Genomic DNA, 19,334 nt, shown 5'->3' on the forward strand with positions numbered 1-19,334 from the left:
GGCACGCCAGGAAAGCGCTCAGCATCAGCCAGAGGCCGGACCGTGCGACGGGCATCCGCGCACTATATCGGACAAAAGCGAATGGCCCCGGAGTGTCCTCCGAGGACCGTTTTCGCTGGTAGTGGGGGATAGAGTCTGAACCCGCGCCCCCGGGCTGTGGGCTGCACTCCGTTGTGGCACAACAGTTTTCAGTAATGCTGGTCATCGGTGGTTCGCGCTATTACGGGATGCCCTTGTGTTGCATGATTTCCACCTGTTTTCGCCGTCCGATCGCACGAACGAGCCTTCCGAGCCATGGTCGGCCAGCAGTGCGTCGGTCACGCCGATCTGCGCGGCGGGTTCCTTCGCGGAGTTCATCACGGGCCTTTCAACACTTCCCAGGGCCCAGCAGTCCGTCCAGCGTGACCGTCATGGCGGCGTCGAGTCCATCTCTACCGGATCACATCAGCACCAACAAGCCGACCCAACTCTGGATCAGTGAACGTGCGAGCTTGTCGGTCGCACAGGGGAATCGGTGGCCCTGCGCTACGGTGGGAGCTGATCCCGGGAGTGGAAACGCCGGTAAAACGATGGGGCGCGGATATCGAGCGCGTTCTCAAGGTCCCGGATCGAGACCGCATCACAACCGCGCCGCCAGATCAGGTCCAGGGTCGTATCCGGCACCGGGGACGTCGGTGGCCTTCATGGTTTGACCCACTGGGGACCTCCTGATCAGCGGAATCGGCGCGACAAAAAGAGGTAACGGCCGTTAGGAAGGAGCAATCACACTGCAGGACGCGGTATCCGGAACACGGTGGGCGGCGCTCGGAAACGCGGGATTAAGTCGGGCTGTCGAGGACGAAGTCGGCAAAGTCGAAGCCCGGCACCACCACACAGCTCACCAATGCCGGCTCACGCGCAACTGGCCGAGCGCGCTGCCAGTAACCGGGCGGGACGGCCAACTGCGGGTGCTGGCCGGCGTTGATGTCGGGACCGAGGAGGTGCGCCGTCGCCGCATCCTGATCGGAACCGAACTCGAGAATCAGCGGGCTGCCCCGGTGATGCAACCACAACTCCGCGCTGCGCACGGTATGCCACGCGGACTGCTGCCCTGGCATCAGCAGGAAGAGGATGGCCGTTCCGGCGCTGCGCGGACCGACGTAGCCGGGCGGCAGGACCGCCCCGTCAAGGGTCAGCTCACTGCGCCAGGTTTCCCGGAACCAACCGCCCTCAGGATGGGGTTGCAGGCCAATCCGCGCCGCCCAGTCCGGCAGATCAGTCACGGCGTTGCTGCACGGCCGACGGTCTCACGTTGCGACTCGCCGAACCAGACCGGAAGCTTCATCGGCGCGAAAGGCGCGTGTTTCGGGCGATCCTGGGTCTTCATCAAACCCATTGTGCCGTGCGGCAAGGTCCGTCGAGGCCTCGTCAGCCGGATTTGGGCGCGGGCGGCGCGGGCCGTCCCAACGCTGCCGTTACCGTCACGCTCATGAACGATCAGGCCCACCCAGGCTCCATGGCTGTCGAAGCCTCCGTGGATCCGACCGCGTACCCCACCCTTACTCGGGCCCAGCTGGCGCGTTTGTCGGACTTCGGCGACGTGCACGAGGTCAAGACCGGCGAACCCCTCTTCGATGTGGGCGAACGCTTCTACGGCCTCATCGTTGTCCTCGAAGGTTCGGTGGAGATCGTCTACGTCGAGCACCCCAGCGGCGAGGAGACGGTCATCGTGACGCACGGCCCGGGGCGGTTCCTCGGTGAGTTGGGTCTGCTCACCGGACAGCGTGTGGCGGTGCACGGCCGAATGAGCACTGACGGGCGCGTCCTTCGGGTCGATCAGGACGGTTTGCGTCGCCTGCTGGCCAGTGATCCTGAGATCGGGGACATCGTGTTCGCCGCGTTCGTGGCCCGTCGCGAGATCCTCCGCGGGGGCGTAGCAGCGGGCTCGCTTCGCATCATCGGCTCTCGCCACTCGAGGCGTGCTATCGATCTGGTCAATTACTTGCGGCGGCAACGCGTCGGCCATCAGTGGATCGATCTCGATGACGACGATGCTGTCGCTGAACTGCTCGCCGATCTGGGCGTGCGCCCGGCCCAGACCCCTGTCGTTGTCTCGGGAAACTCGGTTCTCGGCAATCCCACCATCGATGAACTCGCGGACCACCTCGGTCTGGTGTACGAGCCAACCGAGCTGGACCTCTTCGACGTCGTGATCGTCGGTGCCGGGCCGGCTGGGCTCGCTGCAGCCGTCTACGGCGCATCCGAGGGACTCGAGACACTCCTGGTCGACAGCGACTTCATCGGTGGGCAGGCAGGAACGAGCAGTCGAATCGAGAACTACGCAGGGTTTCCGTCCGGCATCTCCGGAGGCGAACTCGTCGAACGCGCAGCCTTACAGGCCCAACGCCTCGGGGCCAGAATCTCCAGTCCTTCGACCGTCACCCATATCGAGCCGGCGGGGGTGGGCTACCGGCTGACTCTGGCCGACGGGTCAGCTCTGATGGCGCGGTCGGTGGTCTTGTCACCGGGCGTTCAGTATCGGCGACTGCCACTTTCCCGACTCCGGCAGTTCGAAGGCGCCGGGGTCTACTACGCCGCGACGGATCTGGAGGCGCGAGTGTGCGGTGCCAACGCCGTCACGGTCGTCGGCGGCGGCAACTCCGCCGGCCAGGCCGCGGTGTATCTCGCGGAGAAAGGAGCAGATGTGACCCTTGCCATTCGCGGCGCCGACCTGAGTTCATCGATGTCGACCTACCTGATCGACCGCATCGACGCATCCCCGAAGATCCGCTTGGTCACGCACTCTGAGGTGACCGAACTCCACGGCGATACCCGGCTGGACGAGGTCACGATCACGAACAACCGGACGGGCGCTTCGACACGGCACCCCTGCGTTGGTCTCTTCTCCTTCATCGGTACCGCACCCTCCACCAGCTGGCTCAAAGGTTTCGTGGAGCTCGATGCCAAGGGGTTCGTCCTCACGGACAGCGATCTCGCTGATGTCGGCTTCGCCCCTCTGCCGTTCGAAACGTCCCGCGCAGGAGTCTTCGCCGCCGGTGATGTCCGGGCACAGTCGATGAAACGCGTTGCCGCCGCGGTGGGCGACGGCTCCAGCGCGATCCGTTCGGTTCACCAAAGGCTCTCGCCGATGACATCCTGAGCCGGGACAGCGCCGCCCAGAGCGACGTGACCGGCGCGGCCTGTGGGTAGCCGACGGCCGGGGATCAGTCTCTGCCGCGGCGCGACAACTGCCGAGCCGCCCACTTGGCAAGGCGCGGCCGCTCGATCTTGGAGTTGTGGCGGGGATCGACCGGCAATCTGCGCTTGAAGAGGATCGCGTGGATCTTGTTCGCCAGGTCGGAATCTGCTGCCCGCGTGAGCAGTTCCTGGCGTAAGCCGGCGTATTCGTTCTTGCCGACGTCGGGCTCAACCTCGACGCACAGAACGGGCAGTTCACCCGCCGGCCCAGGCACTCCAACCAGTCCACTTCGCCTCACCTTGGGGTGGGCGTCGAAGAGCGGCTCGACTTGCAATGGGAATACGTCCCCGCCCTCGGCCCTGACCCGCTGCGACACCCGACCGCAGACCCAGAGCCTGCCCTTCGCGTCGAGGTAGCCGACATCCCCGAAACGGTGCCAGTCTCCGTGTGGGTCGGGCACTTTGTTCTTGCGGGTGGCATCGGGGTCGAGGTAGTACTCGGGGCTCACGTGCCTGCCGCGCACCAGGATCTCGCCGATGTGTCCCGTGGGTAGCTCGGACGTCTCCTCGATGGAATCGATGGGACCGTCGGCGATGTCGATGACCTTCAACTCGACGGCCGGCAGGGCGTAACCCACACAGACGCCGGCGCCCTGCTCGGTCAGGTCCCACAAGCCGTCAAGGTGCTCGTGACTGCCCAACTCGGTCGACGGCATGGCCTCTGTGGCACCGTAATTCGCCGCCAATTCGGCGTCGGGAGCCATCACCGCGCTGAGCATTCGTTCGACCGGGCCCGAGATCGGCGCCCCGGCACCGATCACTCGTCTCAGAGAGGGCATCGTCAGGTTGCGCGCGAGCGCTTCGCGGGCCAGGTTCTCGATCAGGATTGGCGCGGCGAAAAACGACTTCACCGCGCAGTCGTTGATGACTTGGATCAGAGCGGCCGAGTCCACCTGGGCCGGGCCCTGCCGGGCAAAGTCGATGGGCGGCACCACCATTGTGCCGCCGGCACTGATTGGGATGAACAGGAAGGCGGGGAAGACGGCCATATCCACCGGGACCTCGTTGCCCTTATCCCAGCCCCAGCTGTGGTGCGCATTGCGGAACAGTTGACAGAAGTTGCGATGCAGATACAGCGAGGGCTTCGCCGGCCCGGTGCTGCCGGTGGTGTAGAGAACTGCGCAGGGATCGTCCGGGCCGACCTTCGGCGATGTCGGCTCGGTGGGTGCGTGTTTGCGCAGTGACCTGATCGAGTGGGCACCTGGGAAGGGGGGAAACCCGGTGATGATCCGGCCACCTGGCAGCAGCGGGCTCTCGGTGAGAACAAGCTTCCTCAGGTTGCGAGGACCCCACCCGAAGGTGATCCGCCCGAGGTGCGCCAGGGCGTTACCCAGGAATGCCTCCGGCTTGACGTGGCTGAGCCGCTCCGAGACGTTTCGATAGCCGACCGAGGGGTCGATCCAGATGGAGAGCGCACCCACCCGAGTGAGGGCCACGCCCATGACACAGGTCTCGTAACTGGGAGGTGACATGCACACAATGCGGGTCAGCTCGGCGATGCCCATCTTGCGTAAACCCACCGCGACCGACTCGACGTCGGCCGACAGCTCGGCGTAGGTATGGCGTTTGTAGCGGCGCGTGCCGTGAGCCTCCCAGCCGTCGAGGTCGATGACCGCGATGCGCTCCGGGTGCTCGCGCGCGACCCGCAACACGATGTCGGCGAGGTTGAAGATGTCATTGGGGAACGGGTCCATCTCAGGCCTGCGTCACCGCGGTAGATCCGAGGAACCCATCGATGATCGAGGCGACCTCATCGGGCTGCTCCAGCATCAGCAGGTGGCCGGAATCGGGTAGCCATTCCTGGCGAGCGGGGTGCAACGTCGAATTGAGGCGGCGTCCCGCCCTGGGCGAGACGATCTTGTTCTTCAGGCCCCAGATGGTGCAGATGGGCGGGAACCCCGGCGGCGGCGCGAGGTTGTCGATGACCGAGTAGTTTTCCAGGTCGTCGAGCACCCCGAGCAGCGATTCCAGCTGGCCGGTGGCCGCATAGGGCTCGAAGACTGCGGGGCGGCGATGGACTTTGAGGGCGCGCCCACGCGGCCCCAGCTGGAACAGGCTGGCGACTGAGCCGATGCCGTTGGTGAGCTTCAAGTGCCCTAGCGCCCGGTACACCTGCCGATTGGTTGCGGGCAAACGCTCCCGCAACCACAGGAACGGTCCCAGCCAGCCACTGAGGAACGTCGCCTCGGTGAGCGGGTTGCAGAGCACGAGGGCCTTGACCTTGTCCGGATGGCGTTCGGTGAACGCCAGGGAGATGGCGCAGCCCATGCAGTTGCCGACCAGCGTCACCTTCTGCAGTTCCCGCAGGCGGATGAATTCCTCCAGCATCGCCACGTAGTTGCTCAAGGTGTACCCCGCCCCGGGCTTGGCCGAGTTGCCGAACCCCAACAGGTCAAGGGCGAAGACCTCGTACTTGCCCGCCAGTCTGTTCGTTACTTCCGCCCAGATCGCATGCGACGACCCACCGTTGTGGAGCATGATCACCGGCTCACCCTGCCCGGTGTGCTCGTAGGTGATCGCCGATCCCCGGAAGTCGAAGCTCTCCAACGCAATCCACCCTCGCTTCTGTCCTTGCAGGATACCGCCGCGCGGGGAAGACGCCCGCTGCCCTACGGCTGTGGCCGGACAACTGAGCGTCACCACGGCTGGCCTTCCCCTCAGGCCAATATCGTTTCCCGATGCAATCACGGCATCAAGCCTCCGGGTATGGGCCGAAGTCCCTACCCGGAACCGAAACCTGATCGCTACCGCTGTAACCACAAGCCGTGAAGTAATGCCAGTCATGAGCTGAAGGGTCGGGGGTGGCCGACGATGAAATCCGGGGCCGCAACGAGGTCGCTCCGGGATGGCAACGGCACCCGACAGAGTTCTCAACTCACTGCGGATGGGCTGCGGACCACACCGCCGCCCACGCCGAGCTCTCGGTGCGCGCGGCGTGCAGAACACGTTCGGCTGCTTGGAACTCTTTGGTAGCCCGCGACGCCTCGGGGATAGGCCGTCCCCCTGCCTGCCGTAGAACCATGAGCGCCAGGGCCGACGACGTCATCGACGGGATCACGAGAAGCTTGGTGAGCGCGGGCCGACCAGTGAGGAACATGAGGCGATGTTGCGGCTTTGGCCCCGCTATTTTCGCGGCGACGTTCGGTGCCATTGTGCTCAAGATGGGGGTAGGCGAGTTCGCCGACCAATTGACGTCGATATCGACGATTTCACCCAGCGCCGGGTGCAGAGCCTCAATGAGGTCCGGGAGTTCCCGAGCGATCGAGGAACTACGAGGCCACCACGCCCCGTCGATGTCGCTGCCTCTCTCGGCATTCAGCGAAACTCGTACCGGACTGGCGGTTCGCCGCGATCTTTGCATGGGGTTTCCTTCGCTAAAGCCAAGGCGCCGTCTCTTTCGCGCAATGCAATTGAGGCATGACCGCAGCATTTTCGACGTTACACCCCTGGCGCGTGTGAATCCGCACTGAGCAGGGGCGATGAGAGCACCGCGCAGGGTGGTCCGGAAAACGGACGCTGCCCCCAGGTACTAGATGTCAGGATACTGTTCCATTCCCGGTTGTGTTACGGTACCGTGACACCATGGTTGATGGCATCCCGGTTGACGACGTAGGCAACAGTCTGGAACAGATTGGCGCGACACTGCGCGAGGCGCGCTTAAGGGCACTTCTGACCCAGAGTGAAGTCGGGCAGCGCGCGGGGGTTTCTCGGCAACTGGTGAGCCGAATCGAACAGGGATGCAACGGTGAGATCAGCGCCTACATCTCCGTGGCGGTCGCCCTGCAGCACCGGTTCGCCGTGCTCCAGGAAGCTGATATCGCCGACAACGAGTTTGCAGGCCTGGACCTTCAATAGCCTGGGTGGCTCAGCGAATAATGCTGCGGGAGAGGCGGTGTCGTGCCGGGATCGTTCCGGCAACAGTCATCCCACGGTCAGGCGCACGATGCGGTCATCGCCATCACGCGGGTCTCCGCGGCCGTCGGTGTTGCTGGTCGAGAGCCACATCGAGCCATCTGGTGCCAGTTCGATCGTCCGAAGCCGCCCAAGGTCGCCAAGATCCAGTTCGGTCGCCTTGCCCGACTCGTCCAGGGGAACCTGCCAGACCGACTGGCCACGAAGCGACGCCACATAGGCGTTATCGCCGACGATCGCCAGACCGCTGGGTGAGGCGATCGCCGTCGGTTTCCATTGCACAACGGGATCAACGAAGCCCTTCCTCTGGCACGCCCCCTCGCATGCAGGCCAGCCGTAGTTCAAACCTGGCTTGACGAGGTTCAGCTCATCGACATCGGACTGGCCGAACTCGCTGGCCCACAATCGATTCCGGGCATCGAACGCCAGCCCCTGAACGTTGCGATGGCCGAGGGACAGCACTGGAGAGCCATCGAAGGGATTGTCAGCGGGAGTCGCGCCGGTCGGGGTGATCCTTAGGATCTTGCCGCCCAGCGAGGTAAGATCCTGCGCTAAACCGCGCTCTCCCGCGTCGCCGGTCGCGACGTACAACATGCCGTCGGGTCCGACGGTCATCCGCCCCCCGTTGTGGATGCCCGCCTTCGGAATACCCGTCAGGACGGACTCCGGCTTGCCGAGGGTTTGGCCATCCCATTTCATCCTGATCACCCGGTTGTCGGTTGCCGCGGTGAAGTAGGCGTAGACCCAGTCACCGATGCGGGCGATCCCCAGTAGGCCTCCCTCGCCTCGTGGTTGCACACCCGCCACGGTGCCGACGGAGGTGCTCGCGCCTTCGGTGACTCGGACGATCTTGCCGGTGTCCCGTTCGCTCACCAGGGCCGAACCGTCGGGCAGGAACGCCATGCCCCACGGAACGTCAAGGCCTACGGCGACGGTGCCGGCGACGCGGACTACAGAGACGGTCTCGGCTGGCTCGGGGCCGACCGGCGGGGCGGTGACTGTTGAGGTCGAACTGCATCCGGTGATCAGGAAGGCCGCGAAAATGGTCCGCAATGGGTGATTCGGCATACCCCAGTGTGCGTCGAGATCACGCCGGCGTCAGCGCCGCACTGGCTGCGGTTAGAGCGCGGTACTCCACCAGTCGTGGTCAACCCACGCTCCGGTAGGTGTGCCACTGCCCGCTTGAAGAGGTCCATCGATGTCATGACGGGGAAGCGGGCAGCGCGGCAATCTTTCGGATCAGGTAGGGCGAGAACCAGCCGGCATACTTTTCCTGCAGGCCGGAATCGCGCCAGTCCGCCCCGGTGACGATCTCACGGCAGTTAGGCTGTCCGCACCGGCACCGGAACTCGTCATAGTCACTGGCGTCACACATTGCGTAGTCGAAGCACAGTTCCTGGCCCGGTGCGATGTCGCGCATGGCGACAATCAGGGTCTGTCCGAGCACGCCGCAGTTGGGCTCGCACGAGTGATTGAGCATGTCGCCGGCCTCGGGAGTCTCGCCGGACACTAGGTAGAGGTCGGTGTCGACCTGGATCGATCTGCTCTGCCGGTCGGCGCTGAGGGTCGCCAGGACTGTGCCCGGCACCATCCACCCACCGAACGCCGCGACGGTCTCGCCGGCGGCGATGTGTTCGACGGCGAACGAACCCCAACCTTTTTCGCCCGCCGGACGTGCCTGGGCTTTGGGGCTGAGCCAGTTGTAATCCATGAAACTCACCTCCCTCTCAATGTTCCGCCGACATGCTACTGGCCGTCATCGACCCGCAGCGAGATCTCGTTGCCGTGGAAGCCGAATCGTGTGGTGAATCCCGACAGACTCGCTAGTCGGTCAATTGCCGTAATCGCCTGTAAGGCAGACGGTTTGCCATCCGGTCGGCGTCAGCCGGCCGCGCAGCCCGCTACGAACAACTCAGCGGGTATCTCCGCGTCTGCAGGGGGTGTTGTGGTGATCGGGTTGGTCCCGCACACCTTCGACTTGTCCTTGAGCACCCAGAACTGTCCTTGCTGTTCAAAGACGAAAGAGGTTGGTGCGCCCATACTCGGGTTGCTCTTGTCGGCCAGCACGCCGCTGGTCACCGCCCACCCGTCGGCGCAGCCGAGCTCATCGACGGAGTAGACGTTATCCGGTCCCAGCGCCTGGGCCGCCAAGGTCCCCGGCTCGGCCAGAGCGGCTTTGGTGCACTCGGTCATCCCCCCGACCATCGGAGTGCTGGACGTGGCGGGTGAGCTGGACGTGGCCGACGAGCCGGACGTCGTGGCCGAACTGGTGGACTGAGAAGTCGAACCGGTGGACGAGGCTGGGCTGCTGGTGGTCAACGGTGCCGCGGTTGAACCCGCCGGGGAACTCGACACTGCGGCGGCACTACTGGTCGGCTCTGACTTCGGGCTGCCACTCGAGCACCCAACCAGACCGGCGACGGCGAGGGCACACCCAACAGTGACGCTGAAGCTGCGATTCATGAGGGTCGACCCTACCGGTGGCGCGGAGGCAGTTCTCAAATGTCGTGACCGACCCGCCGGTGTGGTTGACCGGCGGTGCCTAATCGGCTTCCTAGGATCACCCAGGTGGCCGATCGCTATGGCGCCGATGTGCTCGCCAACAACCCGCACCAGCCCCGCGCTCCTCGTTCGGTCGAGCGCAGCGCCGAGGCCGGGCTGGTGGTGGAAGATCCGCAATCCGGCTACGTCGGTGCGATCGTCCGGGTGGAGGGCGGTCGCGTCGAACTCGAGGACCGGCATGGCCATACCCGGGTTTTCCCGCTCGGGCCCGGATTTTGGGTGGACGGCCGGCCGGTGATCTTGACCGCACCCACCGGGGCGAACCGGGGGATGCTGCAGCGCACGGCTTCTGGTTCGGTGAAGGTCATCGGCGCGAAAGCCCGGGTGGCCCTGGCCAGCCGGATCTACGTTGAGGGCCGCCACGATGCAGAACTGGTCGAGCAGGTGTGGGGTGATGACCTCAGGATCGAAGGCGTGGTCGTGGAGTATCTCGGTGGCGTCGACGACCTTGCGCGCATCGTCGCCGACTTCCGGCCGGGCCCCGGACGGCGTCTCGGTGTGCTGGTGGACCACCTTGTTGCAGGCACCAAGGAGGCCCGCATCGCTGAGACGGTGCGCCGCGGCCCCGGCGGTGAGCACACCCTGGTTCTCGGCCACCCGTATGTCGACATCTGGCAGGCCGTCAAACCGGCGAGGGTGGGTCTGGCCGGGTGGCCGGAGATTCCCCGCACGATCGAGTGGAAGACCGGCATCTGTCAGACGCTGGGTTGGCCGCATCGCAACCAGGCCGACCTTGCGCGCGCCTGGCAGCGGATCCGTGGCGCAGTGCGCGACTGGACCGACCTGGAGCCCGAACTCATCGGCCGGGTCGAGGAACTGATCGACTTTGTGGCGCAGGCAGATACGCCGCCCGGTTCGACTTAGCGCTGAATCCACTTAGCGCTGAATCCACTTAGCGCTGAATCCACTTAGCGCTGAATCCACTCAGCGCTGAATGGACTTGAGGTAGAAGAACTCCTCGAGCCCATGTGAGCCCAACTCCCGGCCGTGTCCGGACGCGCCGACGCCGCCGAACGGGGCACAGGGGTTGAATGCGCCGCCGTTGACGTCGATCTGTCCGGTGCGGATCCGGCGGGCCACGCGCATGGCGCGGTCTTCGTCGCCGGACCACACCGCACCGGACAGTCCGAATCGGGAGTCGTTCGCGATGCGGACGGCGTCGTCCTCGTCGTCGTAGGCGAGGATGGCCAGAACCGGTCCGAAGACCTCCTCCTGGGCGATCTTCATGTCGCTGCGGACGTCGGAGAAGACGGTTGGGGCGACGAAGTAACCGTGGTCCAGCCCGGGCGGTGCGTCGGGTCCGCCGGTGACCAGTCGCGCGCCTTCGGAGCTGGCGCTGCGGATATGCTCGCGCACTTTGTCGCGGTGCTGGGCGGTAACCATGGGGCCCAGCAGGGTGGACGGGTCGAACGGGTCTCCCATGGCGTGTGCTGAGGCGACCGCCGCGGCGATCGCCTCGGCCTCGGCCAGCCTGGAACGCGGGACCACCAGGCGGGTCTGGGCGATGCAGGTCTGACCGGAGTTCAGCATGCATCGCGTCACCCCGGCGGTGATGGCCAGTTGCATGTCGGCGTCGTCGAGGACGACGCAGGCCGACTTGCCGCCGAGTTCCAGTGAGGAGGGCACCAGGTTGCGTCCGGTGACCTCACCGATGTGCCGGCCAACGCCTTCTGAACCGGTGAACGTGACCAGGTTTACCCCGGGATGGCCGATCATCGCCTCGCCGATGACGGTGCCCCAGCCGGTCACCATGTTGACCACCCCGGGTGGAAGGCCGACCTCATCGAAGATCTCCATTAGGGCGAACGTCGAGAGTGGGGTGACCTCGGAGGGTTTGAGTACCACTGTGCAGCCGGCGGCCAGGGCCGGCGCGACTTTGGCCGCCATCTGGTGCAACGGGTAGTTCCACGGCGCGATCGCTGCGACGACGCCGACCGGTTCTCGGACGACCAGCGAATTGCCGACCTCTTCCTCGAAGGCCATGGTGTCGACAAGTCCCCGCATCGACGCGAACGACATAGTCGGTAGCCCGACCTGGATCAGTCGGGACAGGGCGATCGGTGTGCCGACCTCACTGGTGATGATGACGGCCAATTCATCACCGCGGTCGGACAGTCGCGCTGCGACCGCGTCGAGCAGGGCGATCCGTTGCGCCACCGGTGTCGCAGCCCAACCTGGGAAGGCGTCCCGCGCGGCGGCGACGGCACGGTCGACATCGGCGGCGTCGCCGGCCGGGATGTTGGCGATCACCTCTTCGGTGTAAGGGTTTTCGACGGCGATGCTGTCACTGCCCCCCGCTTGCACCCACTGGCCACCTACGTAGAGGCGGTCGTGGACTGGCATCGTCATGGTTGTCGTCATGGTTCTCCTCAGGCGTTGACGGCGGACTTGGCTTCGTTGGCGATGTTCGTCGCGGTGCGGTGCGCCAGCGACATCGCCGAGATCATCGGATTGGTGCCGCTGGCAGTGGGCATGCCGCTGGCGTCGCCGATGTAAACCCCTGGGGTGTCGTGCAATTCGCCAGACGGGTTGGCCACCGAGGTTTGTGGATCGCTGCCCAGTCGGCAACTGCTCATCTGGTGCGCCGAGAAGAGTTGCAAGCCCCCGGCCCGCAGCGGCACCTTCTGTATCGACTTGATGAACGCCTCCAGGTCCTCGCCGCGGCGCCAACGTTGGGTGATCGACCCGAACGGAATGATCTGCTCCGCGCCGGCGGCGTGGTGCAGTCGGATCTGCTTCTCGATGGAGGTGTTAGCGACCAGCAGGTCGACCTCGTCGGTCATCGAGTAGTTGACCACCGCGTTGCCGTGGTCGTCGATGGTGACCGTGCCGTGCCCGCGGTCGCGGGGGAACGCGATCAGAAACGCCGAATGGCCGAGTTTGGCGATCGTTTCCTTGTGCTCGGTGCCGGAGGCGCGGGCCATACCCGCGACGATGACCGACGGCGACCATTGCGCGTTCTGGATCAAAAAGCCGTGCCCGTCTTTGACATTGGCGAACTCGTCCACCATGGCGGTCATCGGTGCACCCCACCACGGGTTGGTCTCGTCCGGGTAGATGCCGAGGAAGCCCACCACCGGATGAAGGTGCAGGTACTTGCCCACCGCCGGGCCGCCGATCCCGGAACGCAGCAGCAGGGCGGGGGATTCCAGCGACCCGCACGCGACGACCACCCGTGGAGCCGTGATCGTCAACTCCCTCGTGGCGCCGGTCGCGGGGTCGGTATAGGTGGCCTCCACGCCGGCGGCGCGGCCGTTCTCCACCAGCACCCGCTTCGCCGAGCACCCGACGATCACCTTTCCGCCGGCCTCGACGGCGTCGCGCAGGTAGGTGTGGCGGACGTCGCGTTTGGCCCCGGACCGGTCACCGAAACCGATGTGCCCGGCCGAATCCGGCGAATAGGTCTGCGGGTCGGAGTTGCGGGTCAGGGTTTTAAACGACCAGCCCAGAGCCTCGGCGCCGTCGCGCATCCTCAGGTGCGGACCGTTGAGGTCCGAGCACTCGCCGTTGACCCCCAGCCGCTGCCAGACAGCGTCGATGTGCGCGTCGTAGTCGGTCGTCGCTACGTCCTGGAGCCCGAATTCTTCAGCCCACTGATCGCGTACCCATTCCGGCGTGCGCAGGCAGTTGGACCAGTTGACCGTGGGGCCGCCGCCCAGGGTCGAGGCGGCGAGCATGCTGACGTTCATGTCTGCGGTGGTGTTGACACCGCCGCGCCAGAACAATTGCTGGTAAGCGAGCAACTCGTAGCCGGCGAAGTCGGCCTCGGTGCGCGCCTGGCCTGCCTCCAGCACGACGACGTTCAGTCCGGCCTGCGCCAGGACACCGGCGATCAGACCGCCGCCGGCGCCGGAACCCACGATGCAGACGTCGGCCGCGCACGTGGACTCGGTGGGCGTGAATGTTGGCAGCGGCTCGGGTCCGCCGGGTGCTGTCCGCGGTGGCCCTTCGTAGCCGAACACCTGCCAGGCCGGATTGACGCCGGTGTTCGGGTCCGGGGCGGCATAGGCCATGGCGGCGGTCAGCGAAGTGAGGGCTTTCATCCCCGCAGCCGGGGCGGCGCCCATCAGCGCGACATTGCGGATCAGCTGCTCGCGGGAGCGTTGCGAACCGGTGGCGAATCCCAGTACGTGCAGGCCGTCGAGCAGGCTGAGCAGACCGTGGCGCTGCTCATCGGGAAGGGTAGCGATCACCTGGCCGACGGCTGCGTCGGCGCCCAGGTCGCTGCCGCTGGCGGCCCAGAAACCGGTGGGATCGTCGGCGCGCTGCATCGACGGGACGACGGTGTCGGCCAGGGCTCGCAGGACAGCGCGGTGGTTATCGGTCAGTGGCGTGGTCATTGATCCTCCTGGTTGACGTTCCAGACCGCTTGCAGCGGACCGAAGCACTCGGTGATTGTGTCGGTACCCGCCATCGAGACCCCTGGTTTGTTCCTCGCAACAAGTCCGCCGGAATCCTTTTTGATCGTTGCCAGGACACCAGCCTCCGCGCAGTACACCCTGTGTATCAGGGTTATACCCGCAGCGAAAGGTAATTGCGAAGATGGGACTCATCGCGCCATTGGATGCGGCCTTCCTGTTCCAGGAAGCACGTGAGCACCCCATGCATGTGGGTGGTCTGCAGCTCTACCACACCCCGTCCGGTGCGGACGAGGACTACGTCGGCAACCTCTACCGGGAACTGCTCAGTTACCAGCAGGTGGCACCGCTGTTCTCTCGGCGGCCGCGGGACCCGGTCGAGTCGCTCGGCAACCTCTGGTGGAAATCCGAGACTGACGTCGACGTCGAATATCACGTCCGGCGCTCGGCGCTGCCGAGGCCTGGTCGGGTGCGGGAGTTGCTGGAATTGATCTCTCGGTTGCATGGCAGCCTGCTCGACCGGCATCGGCCGCTGTGGGAGTACCACTTGATCGAAGGTCTGGCCGATGGCCGGTTCGCGTCCTATGCCAAATGCCACCACGCTCTGGCCGACGGCATCACCTTGACCCGAAAGGTGATGGCGTCCTGTAGCCCCGACGTGCAAGTGCGCGGTATGCCGCCGATGTGGGCAGCCGAAGCCGATGCCGGCACGCCGAATCCAGAACCGAAGAGGCGGTTGGGCAACCCGGTCGAAACATTCCGCAACGCAGGCCGGTCGCTGATGGGTTTCCGGGGCATGGGCGGGATGATGGCGGAGTACGGCCGGGCCGCGCTCAAGGATCAGACGGCGGTGCTGCCGTATGAGGCCCCGCGCAGCATGCTCAACAAACCAATCAGTGGTTCGCGACGGGTGGCCGCGCAGTCCTGGGAAATCGCCCGGATCCTCGAGGTCGCCAAATCGCGCGGAGTCACGCTTAACGACATCGTGCTGGCGATGAGCGCTGGGGCGTTACGCCGCTACCTGATCGCCAATGACGCACTGCCCAACGACCCTCTCATCGCTTCGGTTCCGGTCTCGATGCGCTCCGGCGACGGTGGAGGCGGCGGTGGAGGGAATGCCATCACCTTCGTATTGTGCAATCTGGCGACCAATCTGGAGAGTCCGGACGACCGACTCGAGGCGATCACGTCCTCGATGCGCGCTACCAAGGCAGTGATGGCCAATCGGCCGGCCGTCCAGTTGGCCGCGATGGGGGTCCTCACTGCCGTCGGACCAGCGGTGCTCACCCGGATCCCCGGATCGTCGTCCGCCCCGCCGCCCTACAACGTGCTGATCTCCAATGTGCCGGGACCGCGGGAACGGCTGTATTGGAACGGGGCCGAACTGGAAGCCATCTACCCCTTGTCCATCCCGACCGAGAACCAGGCGCTCAACATCACCTGCCTGAGTTACGCCGACCATCTTGAATTCGGCTTGGTCGGATGCCGGCTCGCCGTTCCTAAACTGCAACGGCTTCTCGATTATCTTGAGGAGAGCCTGGCCGAACTTGAGTAGATTTCCCTTGCCAGCCCGCCACAGCAAACAGACCGAGGGTTCCTTCCACGACAGGAGAAAGTGCAGACAGCACCGCCACTCCCGACGAGCAACCAACGGTGGCGGGCTGTCGAGGCGGAAGATTCTGGGTGGTGTGGCTGCCGGCGTTGGCGGCGGGGTGTTCTACAGGGGGCGACGGCAGGGGTCTGGCCGATGGTGGTGGTGACGGGCCGCCGGGGGTAGGAAGCGGCCTCCGCCACGGATTGGGGTGCAGCGAACCGGCCGGCGTCCTCGGTAATGTGACCGCAGTGACTGGCCCAATGACGCTCTTCATCTTCCCGCACGCCGGCGGGGCGCCGAAGTTCTACGTGCCCTTCGCGAAGGCGTTCACCAGCGACGTCAAGCGCATCGCGGTGCAGTACCCGGGGCGAGGTGGCAGCCACGATCTGGGCTCCTTCCGGACTATCCCGGACCTGGCCGAACGGGTGGCCGGCCTGCTGCCTGCGCAGATCGACGGGCAGGTCGCCTTCTTCGGTCACAGCATGGGCTCGTTGGTGGCCTTCGAAGTGGCTCGGCGGTTCGAAGCGGAAGGCCGGCCGATCTCCGCACTATTCGTCTCTGCGACGGCCGCGCCCGGCCGGATCGGATCGGAGTACATCCCGGAGTCCGATCGCGGACTGCTCGAAGCGGTCGCCACCATGACCGGGGTGAATCCGGAGTTTCTGGAGAACGAGGAGTTCGCCGCGCGGATCCTGCCCACACTGCGCGGGTTCAAAGCGATCATGGCTTACCAATGTCCGCCGGACGCCACCGTGTCGTGTCCCATCGCGGCGTACCTTGGCGACGAGGACGAGATCGGGACCGTCGAACGAGTGCAACCCTGGTCGGAACGCACGACGGGCGAGTTCAGCATGCGGCGGTTCAGCGGCCACCACTTCTACATCAACGACCATCTTCCCGAACTGGTCGCCGATATCGAAAGCAAGATCGAAAAGTACTGCTGACGGCGCGTGGCTATGAATTACCCGCGTATTAAATGAGAACTAGCTGAGATAAGTTAAGCGTTTGCTGAGTGCCTAGTTTCCTGTCCGGCCCTTGATTTGTTAACCTTTGCAGCTGGGGAGACGTGCATTGGTTGTGGCGAGTCAAGGATGCCGGAGATTCAGGTGACTATTCCAGAACTGCTCAAGATCAGATCTGAGCAGCAGCCGAACGATGTCGCCTACACGTTTCTCGACTACGACGTCGATCCGGCGGGATTCGCCGAAACCCTGACATGGACTGAGCTCTACCAGCGGGTCCAGACGGTAGCAGCCCAATTAACCCGGTGTGGTTCGCCCGGTGACCGGGCCGCGATCCTCGCGCCGCAGGGACTGGACTATATCGTCGCGTTTTTCGGTGCCATGCACGCCGGTTTCATCGCCGTTCCGCTGCCCGTCCCCGCGCCCGGCGGATTGGATGAACGGGTGGTCGGCGCCTTGCGCGATTCCGCTCCAACTGTTCTGCTGACCAACTCCGCCGTGGTGGCCGGCGTCGTTCCGTATGCCACCTCTGGGTCGGGCGGATCCGCCCCCGAGGTGATCGAGGTCGACGCGCTCGCCCCCTCCGAGGCGCCGGTGCCGGTCTCGCCCACCTCCGACTCGGCGACTGCTTATCTGCAGTACACCTCCGGTTCCACCCGGCAACCGGCCGGCGTCGTGCTGACGCACACAAACGTCACCAGCAACCTCGAACAGATCATCGGCGATTACTCCGAGCACATCCCTAACGGGGCGCCCGCCGATGTGACGATGGTCTCCTGGCTGCCCTTCTATCACGACATGGGCCTGGTGATGGGGGTGCTCGGACCTCTGGTTGTGAATCGGCGGGGCGTGTTGATGAGCCCGATGGGGTTTCTGGCCAAGCCGGCTCGCTGGATTCAGCAACTGGCGATCAACCCGCACTCATTCAGCGCCGCGCCGAACTTCGGCTTCGAACTGTCCGCCCGCCGCACCTCCGATGCCGACATGGCCGGACTCGACCTCAGCGGATGCCTGGGCATCATCAGCGGCGCAGAACGCGTCCACCCCGGCACTCTGCACCGATTCAATGACCGGTTCGCGCAGTTCGGTCTGACGGCCTCGACGGTGCGGTCGTCCTACGGGCTGGCCGAGGCAACGGTGTATGTGGTGGCCTCACCCGGCGGCCGAGTTCCGACCGAGGTGCGGTTCGATTCCGAAAAGCTCGCCGCCGGGCATGCCGCCCTGTGTGCCGCCGGTGGCTCCGAACTAGTGGGATGCGGCACACCTCGGTCCAGTGAGGTGCGCATCGTCGACCCGGAGAAACGGGTGGAAGTGCCGGCCGGTGAAGTGGGTGAAATCTGGGTGCACGGCCCGCAGGTCTCACCTGGATACTGGCGCAACCCGGAACTGACGGCTCGGACCTTCGGCGGCCAACTGGCCGAGCCGTCGGAGGGCACACCGGCCGGCCCGTGGCTGCGGACCGGTGATCTGGGGGTTGTCTTCGACGGTGAGCTCTACATCATCGGGCGGATCAAGGATCTGTTGATCGTCGACGGACGCAACCACTACCCCGAAGATATCGAGGTCACCATTGGTGAGATCACGGCCGGCCGGGTGGCGGCGGTGGCGATCCAGGACGAGACGACCGAGAAACTCGTGGCGATCGCTGAGGTCAAACCCCTCGGCGGCACCCCCGAGGAGGCAGCCGAGATGATTCGCGATCTCAAACGACGGGTGGGCGCGGCGGTCAGAGATACCCACGGTGTTCGAGTCGCGGATCTAGTCCTGGTGGGCCAGGGATCGTTGCCGATCACGACCAGCGGGAAGGTGCGCCGGTCGTCATGTGCGGAGCAGTACCGGCTGAGTCAGTTCAGCCGCGTGGACACCCCGTGAGCATCGAACTGGATGAGGACGGCCTGCGGCGGTGGTTGGTCGACTACCTCGTCGACACGGTGGGGCTTAGCCCCGAGGAAGTCGATTGCGACGCAACGCTGAAGGATCTCGCGGTCGGGTCGGCCGACGCGGTTGTGATGGTCGGTGAACTGTCGGAGTTGCTCGGCCGTGAACTGTCACCGGTGGACCTTTGGCAGTACCCCACGATCAACGCACTGGCGCGCTATCTCACCGGCGGCGAAGTGGAACCGGTACCGCTGCCCGCCGTCGACGAGGGCCGGGGCACGATCGGAGAACGCGAACCGATCGCAGTGATCGGAGTCGGTTGCCGCTTCCCCGGTGGCGTCGCAGGCCTCGACGGGTTCTGGGACTTCATGATGAAGGGCCGCACCGGTGTCCGGGAGGTTCCGCAGGGCCGCTGGGACCGGTTCGAGGACGGTTCGCCGGAAAACGCTGCGGCGCTGGCCGGTACGACGCGGTGGGGCGGTTTCCTCGATGATGTGGCGGCCTTCGACGCGGAGTTCTTCGAGATCGCGGCCGGCGAGGCCGACAAGATGGACCCGCAGCAGCGCCTGCTGCTCGAGGTCACCCACGAAGCTCTCGAGCACGCCGGGATCGCGCCGCAATCCTTGCGGCACACCCAGACCGGCGTTTTCGCCGGTGCGTGTCTCGCCGAGTACGGCTATCTGGCGGCATCGGATCTGAGCGCAGTGGACCCGTGGTCGGGGACCGGCAGCGCGTTGAGCATCATCGCCAACCGGTTGTCGTATGTGTTTGATTTGCGGGGTCCGTCGGTGACGGTGGACACGGCGTGTTCGTCGTCGTTGGTGGCGGTGC

Annotated in this window: 17 protein-coding genes; 7 read left to right on the top strand and 10 right to left on the bottom strand. The window is 65.3% G+C overall.

What is annotated here, in order from left to right; genetic code table 11:
* Positions 1-525 precede the first annotated feature (525 nt).
* Together ADBZ5N_RS09395 and ADBZ5N_RS09400 are read right to left on the bottom strand one after the other, a co-directional pair.
* Positions 526-663, bottom strand: coding sequence for a TetR family transcriptional regulator (locus tag ADBZ5N_RS09395; protein ID WP_526257220.1), 138 nt, complete (start codon positions 661-663; stop codon positions 526-528).
* Positions 664-818: 155 nt separating this feature from the next.
* Entirely contained in the window at positions 819-1,262 is a 444-nt protein-coding gene (locus ADBZ5N_RS09400) for a cupin domain-containing protein (RefSeq protein WP_526257221.1), read from the bottom strand.
* Between the two features lie 29 nt (positions 1,263-1,291).
* Here ADBZ5N_RS09400 and ADBZ5N_RS09405 point away from each other — a divergent pair, with 29 nt between their 5' ends.
* Positions 1,292-3,139, top strand: coding sequence for an FAD-dependent oxidoreductase (locus ADBZ5N_RS09405; protein WP_526257222.1), 1,848 nt, complete (start codon positions 1,292-1,294; stop codon positions 3,137-3,139).
* Between the two features lie 64 nt (positions 3,140-3,203).
* Here the strand turns inward: ADBZ5N_RS09405 and ADBZ5N_RS09410 are convergent, their stop codons facing one another.
* The 3 genes from ADBZ5N_RS09410 to ADBZ5N_RS09420 form a co-directional block, all read right to left on the bottom strand.
* A complete protein-coding gene (locus ADBZ5N_RS09410; RefSeq protein WP_526257223.1) occupies positions 3,204-4,931 on the bottom strand; it encodes a fatty acid CoA ligase family protein in 1,728 nt (575 codons plus the stop codon).
* 1 nt (position 4,932) lies between these two features.
* Positions 4,933-5,784, bottom strand: a complete 852-nt coding sequence (locus ADBZ5N_RS09415) for an alpha/beta fold hydrolase (protein WP_526257224.1) — start codon at positions 5,782-5,784, stop codon at positions 4,933-4,935.
* 328 nt (positions 5,785-6,112) lie between these two features.
* Positions 6,113-6,598: a DUF5994 family protein gene (locus tag ADBZ5N_RS09420; protein WP_526257225.1), complete on the bottom strand. Its 486-nt coding sequence runs from the start codon at positions 6,596-6,598 to the stop codon at positions 6,113-6,115.
* 221 nt (positions 6,599-6,819) lie between these two features.
* On the opposite strand from ADBZ5N_RS09420, the gene ADBZ5N_RS09425 reads away from it, so the two are divergent.
* Complete coding sequence (locus ADBZ5N_RS09425) at positions 6,820-7,092, top strand: helix-turn-helix transcriptional regulator (RefSeq protein WP_526257226.1); 273 nt, start codon at positions 6,820-6,822, stop codon at positions 7,090-7,092.
* A 66-nt stretch (positions 7,093-7,158) separates the two neighbouring features.
* Here the strand turns inward: ADBZ5N_RS09425 and ADBZ5N_RS09430 are convergent, their stop codons facing one another.
* The 3 genes from ADBZ5N_RS09430 to ADBZ5N_RS09440 form a co-directional block, all read right to left on the bottom strand.
* On the bottom strand, positions 7,159-8,217 hold the full coding sequence (locus ADBZ5N_RS09430) for a PQQ-dependent sugar dehydrogenase (RefSeq protein WP_526257227.1): 1,059 nt from the start codon (positions 8,215-8,217) through the stop codon (positions 7,159-7,161).
* A gap of 133 nt (positions 8,218-8,350) precedes the next feature.
* A complete protein-coding gene (locus tag ADBZ5N_RS09435) occupies positions 8,351-8,860 on the bottom strand; it encodes an SET domain-containing protein (protein WP_526257228.1) in 510 nt (169 codons plus the stop codon).
* A 170-nt stretch (positions 8,861-9,030) separates the two neighbouring features.
* Positions 9,031-9,342 (bottom strand): hypothetical protein, encoded by a 312-nt coding sequence (locus tag ADBZ5N_RS09440; RefSeq protein ID WP_526257229.1) that lies wholly within the window; start codon positions 9,340-9,342, stop codon positions 9,031-9,033.
* Positions 9,343-9,717: 375 nt separating this feature from the next.
* Here ADBZ5N_RS09440 and ADBZ5N_RS09445 point away from each other — a divergent pair, with 375 nt between their 5' ends.
* Positions 9,718-10,575 carry a DUF3097 family protein gene (locus ADBZ5N_RS09445; protein WP_526257230.1) on the top strand — a complete coding sequence of 286 codons (858 nt, stop codon included), beginning with the start codon at positions 9,718-9,720 and terminating at the stop codon, positions 10,573-10,575.
* Positions 10,576-10,635: 60 nt separating this feature from the next.
* Here ADBZ5N_RS09445 and ADBZ5N_RS09450 read toward each other — a convergent pair whose 3' ends face one another.
* Together ADBZ5N_RS09450 and ADBZ5N_RS09455 are read right to left on the bottom strand one after the other, a co-directional pair.
* Positions 10,636-12,072 carry an aldehyde dehydrogenase family protein gene (locus ADBZ5N_RS09450; RefSeq protein WP_526257231.1) on the bottom strand — a complete coding sequence of 479 codons (1,437 nt, stop codon included), beginning with the start codon at positions 12,070-12,072 and terminating at the stop codon, positions 10,636-10,638.
* Between the two features lie 8 nt (positions 12,073-12,080).
* Positions 12,081-14,051, bottom strand: coding sequence for an FAD-dependent oxidoreductase (locus tag ADBZ5N_RS09455; RefSeq protein ID WP_526257232.1), 1,971 nt, complete (start codon positions 14,049-14,051; stop codon positions 12,081-12,083).
* 202 nt (positions 14,052-14,253) lie between these two features.
* Between ADBZ5N_RS09455 and ADBZ5N_RS09460 the strand changes: the two genes are divergently transcribed.
* From ADBZ5N_RS09460 to ADBZ5N_RS09475, 4 genes are all read left to right on the top strand, one after another.
* Positions 14,254-15,624 (top strand): WS/DGAT/MGAT family O-acyltransferase, encoded by a 1,371-nt coding sequence (locus ADBZ5N_RS09460; RefSeq protein WP_526257233.1) that lies wholly within the window; start codon positions 14,254-14,256, stop codon positions 15,622-15,624.
* Between the two features lie 299 nt (positions 15,625-15,923).
* Positions 15,924-16,607, top strand: a complete 684-nt coding sequence (locus ADBZ5N_RS09465) for a thioesterase II family protein (RefSeq protein WP_526257236.1) — start codon at positions 15,924-15,926, stop codon at positions 16,605-16,607.
* 147 nt (positions 16,608-16,754) lie between these two features.
* Positions 16,755-18,497 carry a fatty-acid--AMP ligase gene (locus tag ADBZ5N_RS09470; RefSeq protein ID WP_526257234.1) on the top strand — a complete coding sequence of 581 codons (1,743 nt, stop codon included), beginning with the start codon at positions 16,755-16,757 and terminating at the stop codon, positions 18,495-18,497.
* On the top strand, positions 18,494-19,334 hold an 841-nt coding region (locus ADBZ5N_RS09475), incomplete at its 3' end, for a beta-ketoacyl synthase N-terminal-like domain-containing protein (protein ID WP_526257235.1). The genes ADBZ5N_RS09470 and ADBZ5N_RS09475, both read left to right, overlap by 4 nt.

It is taken from the genome of Mycobacterium sp., from assembly GCF_044370595.1.
In the GTDB taxonomy this organism is placed as follows: Bacteria; Actinomycetota; Actinomycetes; order Mycobacteriales; family Mycobacteriaceae; genus Mycobacterium.